The organism is Acidovorax sp. KPB24-03, assembly GCF_057546605.1.
This window is the reverse complement of sequence record NZ_BAAJYR010000364.1, coordinates 1-3472: the sequence shown is the minus strand read 5'-3', so window position 1 is coordinate 3472 and position 3472 is coordinate 1. Positions and strand designations below refer to the sequence as shown.

At 72.2% G+C, this 3472-nt stretch carries 3 protein-coding genes and 2 pseudogenes; all 5 read left to right on the top strand.

Annotated features, from left to right (window positions below):
- A pseudogene (locus tag AC27KI_RS20920) lies at positions 1-248 on the top strand (hypothetical protein); the annotation flags it as partial.
- Positions 245-1306: an ABC transporter permease gene (locus AC27KI_RS20915; protein WP_284406417.1), complete on the top strand. Its 1062-nt coding sequence runs from the start codon at positions 245-247 to the stop codon at positions 1304-1306. The pseudogene AC27KI_RS20920 and the gene AC27KI_RS20915, both read left to right, overlap by 4 nt.
- A gap of 109 nt (positions 1307-1415) precedes the next feature.
- Positions 1416-2339 carry an ABC transporter permease gene (locus AC27KI_RS20910; protein ID WP_284430857.1) on the top strand — a complete coding sequence of 308 codons (924 nt, stop codon included), beginning with the start codon at positions 1416-1418 and terminating at the stop codon, positions 2337-2339.
- Between the two features lie 54 nt (positions 2340-2393).
- Positions 2394-3008: a GNAT family N-acetyltransferase gene (locus AC27KI_RS20905; protein WP_487115623.1), complete on the top strand. Its 615-nt coding sequence runs from the start codon at positions 2394-2396 to the stop codon at positions 3006-3008.
- 16 nt (positions 3009-3024) lie between these two features.
- Positions 3025-3472: pseudogene (locus tag AC27KI_RS20900) on the top strand (helix-turn-helix domain-containing protein); the annotation flags it as partial.

The following is a 3472-nucleotide window of genomic DNA, read 5'->3' as shown; positions in this document are numbered from 1 at the left end:
TGGTGGCGGCGCGCGATGCCGGCGCGGCCGTGCTGCTGATCTCCGACGACCTGGACGAGGTGCTGGCGCTGGGCGACCGCGTGGCGGTGATGCACGCCGGGCACCTGAGCGAAGCCCGCCCCGCCGAGGGCTGGACGCGCGAGGCCATCGGCCTGGCCATGGCCGGAGCAGACCCCAGCGGGGGCCGCGGCAGCGCCGACGCCGCACCGGCCACCGTGGCGCCCGCGCCTGAAAGCGACACCCCATGAGACTGGAAAAACGCGAGCGCACTTCGGCGCTGGCCTATGTGGCGGCCCCGGTCGGCGCGGTGGCCTTCACCCTGCTGGTGAGCGCCCTGCTGGTGCTGTGGGCCGGCGCCCCCGTGGGGCGCACCTACGCGCTGCTGGCGCAGGGCGCGTTCGGCTCGGTGTTCGCGCTGACCGAGACCTTGACGCGCGCCACGCCGCTTATCCTGACGGGGCTGTCCGCGGCCGTGGCGTTCCGCGCGCGGCTCTTCAACATCGGCGCGGAGGGCCAGCTGTATGCCGGCGCGATCGCGGCGGTGGCGGTGGGCGGCATGCATGGCGGCACCGGCCTGCAATGGCCCGTGCCGGTGCTGTTCCCGCTCATGATGCTGGCCGCCGCGCTGGCCGGGGCCGCCCTGCTGCTGGGGCCGGCGCTGATGAAGGCGCGGCTCGGCGTCGACGAGGTGGTGACCACGCTGCTGCTGAACTTCGTGATGCTGCTGCTGGTGTCCGCCCTGCTCGACGGTCCGATGAAAGACCCCCTCGCCCTCGGCTGGCCGCAAAGCGTGGCGCTGCAAGGCGAGCTGGAACTGTCGCGCCTGGTGCCGCAGACGCGGCTGCACACCGGCCTGCTGTGGGCCGTGGGGCTGGCCGTGCTGCTGTGGGCGCTGCTCACGCGCACGGTGCCGGGTTTCGAGATCCGCGCGGCGGGGGCCAATGCCCGCGCGGCGGCGTTCGCCGGCGTGCCGATCACGCGCACGGTGGTGCTGGTGGCACTGCTCTCGGGCGGCCTGGCAGGGCTGGCAGGCGCCATCGAGGTGGCGGGCCGCACCAGCTACGTGACGCTGGACATGTCGCCGGGCTATGGCTACAGCGGCATCGTGATCGCCATGCTGGCGGGCCTGCACCCGCTGGGCGTGGTGGCCGCAGGCGTCTTCGTGGCGGGGGTGCTGGTGGGGGCGGACAGCATGAGCCGCGCGGTGGGCGTTCCCACCTACATCGCCGACGTGATCGTGGCGGCCTCACTGATCGCGGTGCTGGTGGCGGGGCTGCTCGCGCAATACCGGGTGCGCTGGAAGTGATGCGGGAGCATGCCATGACCGGTTTCAAGCCGAATCGCCCCCATGCCCTAGTCATGATTGCCCTTGATGCTACCAAATCAATAGCAAATGCATGGAAGGGCTGGGCAGTATGACCGAGCTGATGGACATCCTGGCCAACCCGGCGTTCTGGATTGCCACGCTGCGGGTGGCCACGCCGCTCGTCCTGGGCACGCTGGGCGTGCTGCTGTGCGAGCGCGCAGGCGTTTTGAACCTGGGCATCGAGGGGATCATGGTCGCGGGCGCCTTCACGGGCTGGCTCACGGTGTATGCCGGCCATGGCCTGTGGACCGGCGTGCTGGTGGCCGCGCTCACCGGGGCGGCCTTCGGGCTGCTGCACGCCTGGCTGACCGTGGGGCTCGCGCTGTCGCAGCACGTGTCGGGGCTGGGCATCACGCTGCTGGCCACCTCGCTCAGCTACTACGGCTACCGCGTGGGCTTTCCGAAGGTGACCACGCCCCCCACGATCGAGCCGTTCGCGCCCATGGCCTGGCTGGGCATTCCCATCCTGTCGGCCCAGACGCCGCTCACGCTGCTGGCCCTGCTGCTGGTGCCGCTGCTGGCCTGGGTGCTGCTGCGCACCCCGCTCGGGCTGGCCGTGCGCATGGTGGGCGAGAACCCCCAGGCGGCCGAGGGCCAGGGCATTCCGGTGGCGGCCACGCGCACCGCTTCGGTGGTGGCGGGCTCCGCGCTGATGGGGGTGGCGGGGGCGTTTCTCACGCTGTCAGCGTTCAATGCGTTCTTCTTCAACATGGTGAATGGGCGCGGCTGGATCTGCGTGGCGCTGGTGGTGTTCGCCTCGTGGCGGCCCGGCAAGGCGCTGCTGGGCGCGCTGCTGTTCGCCTTTTTCGACGCGCTGCAGCTGCGGCTGCAGCAGGCGGGCGATGCGTGGCTGCCGTATCAGGTGTACCTGATGCTGCCCTACCTGCTGTCGATCCTGGCGCTGGTGCTGGTGGCCCGCAAGGCGGCGTATCCACAGGCGCTGATGAAGCCCTACCGCAAGGGCGAGCGGTAGCGAACCTTGGGCGACCGGACCTTGGCCCCCTCTCCTCTCCCATAACATCGGCGCATGCCGACACCCCAGCCCCCGGACACCTTCGTCCCCATCGCCCCGGAGTCCCTGGCCACGCCGCGGCTGCGCCTTCGGCCCTGGACCGCCGCCGACCGCACGCCCTTCGCCGCGATGAATGCCGACCCGGCGGTGATGGCGCACTTTTCCGCGCCGCTGGCCCGCGACGCCAGCGATGCCATGGCCGACCGGATCGAGGCGCTGATCGCGCAGCGCGGTTGGGGTTTCTGGGCCGCGGATTGCCTGCAGGGCGACAGCGGCCCGCGCTTCATGGGCTTCGTAGGCCTGCACACGCCCTCGGCCGAACTGCCGTTCGCGCCGTGCGTGGAGATCGGCTGGCGGCTCGCCCGGCCCTTATGGGGCCAGGGCCTGGCCAGCGAGGCGGCGCGCCTGGCGCTGCGGGCAGGCTTCGAAGACTTGGGCCTGTCGGAGATCGTGTCATTCACCACCCTGGGCAACCAGCGCTCGCGCGCGGTGATGCAACGCCTGGGCATGCGCGAAAGCCCCGCCGAAGCGTTCGACCACCCGGCCGTGCCGGTGGGCCACCCGGTGCGGCCGCATTGCCTGTACCGGCTCGCCCGCACCGACTGGCACGCCGGCACGCATGGCGGCTGAAGGGCCCCGGCCTCCCATGGAACGCCCCCTGCTGCCCGCCTGCCCCACCGCGGTGTGGCTGCCGCCCACGGTGCTGGAACGCTGGCAGCACCAGGGCACCGAAGCCGGCGTGACCTGCGTGCTGCCCGACGGGTGCCGCGACCTCATCGTGCAGATCGACGCCCACGGTGCCGTGCACTGGACGGTGTCGCATTTGCCGCAGCAGGCCTACGGCGTGCCCGCCCGCGCCGGCGAGGACTGGCTGGGCTTTCGGCTGCATCCCGGCGTGGGGGTGGATGCCGACGCGCTGCTGCAGTCGGTGCAGGCCATCGACCTGACCCGCGATCCGGCCGAGACCGCCGCCCGCGTGCACGCGGCTCTAGCCGACTTCACGCGGTGCGACACGCGCGTGCAGGAGGCACTGGCCGCCCTGGCGCAGGCCCCGACCGTGGGGGACGCCACGCGGGCGCTGGGCGTGTCGGAAC